Annotated in this window: 1 rRNA gene; it reads left to right on the top strand. The window is 50.9% G+C overall.

Going from position 1 to position 660, the window contains the following annotated elements:
• Positions 1-120: 120 nt before the first annotated feature.
• Positions 121-660: ribosomal RNA gene (locus NA330_RS23170) — 23S ribosomal RNA — on the top strand; the annotation flags it as partial.

Here is a 660-nt window from a genome sequence, read left to right as displayed (position 1 = left end):
TTTGCTCTTTAAAAATCTGGATCAAGCTGAAAATTGAAACACAGAACAACGAAAGTTGTTCGTGAGTCTCTCAAATTTTCGCAACACGAGAATGTTTTACGAAACATCTTCGGGTTGTGAGGTTAAGCGACTAAGCGTACACGGTGGATGCCCTGGCAGTCAGAGGCGATGAAGGGCGTGCTAATCTGCGATAAGCGCCGGTAAGGTGATATGAACCGTTATAACCGGCGATACCCGAATGGGGAAACCCAGTGTGACTCGTCACACTATCATTAACTGAATCCATAGGTTAATGAGGCGAACCGGGGGAACTGAAACATCTAAGTACCCCGAGGAAAAGAAATCAACCGAGATTCCCCCAGTAGCGGCGAGCGAACGGGGAGGAGCCCAGAGCCTGAATCAGCATGTGTGTTAGTGGAAGCGTCTGGAAAGGCGCGCGATACAGGGTGACAGCCCCGTACACAAAAGCGCATGTGCTGTGAGCTCGATGAGTAGGGCGGGACACGTGGTATCCTGTCTGAATATGGGGGGACCATCCTCCAAGGCTAAATACTCCTGACTGACCGATAGTGAACCAGTACCGTGAGGGAAAGGCGAAAAGAACCCCGGCGAGGGGAGTGAAAAAGAACCTGAAACCGTGTACGTACAAGCAGTGGGAGC

It is taken from the genome of Salmonella sp. NW722, assembly GCF_051702785.1.
In the GTDB taxonomy this organism is placed as follows: Bacteria; Pseudomonadota; Gammaproteobacteria; order Enterobacterales; family Enterobacteriaceae; genus Salmonella; species Salmonella enterica.
The sequence above is the reverse complement of the archived record's forward strand: the minus strand, read 5'-3'. Positions and strand labels throughout refer to the sequence as shown.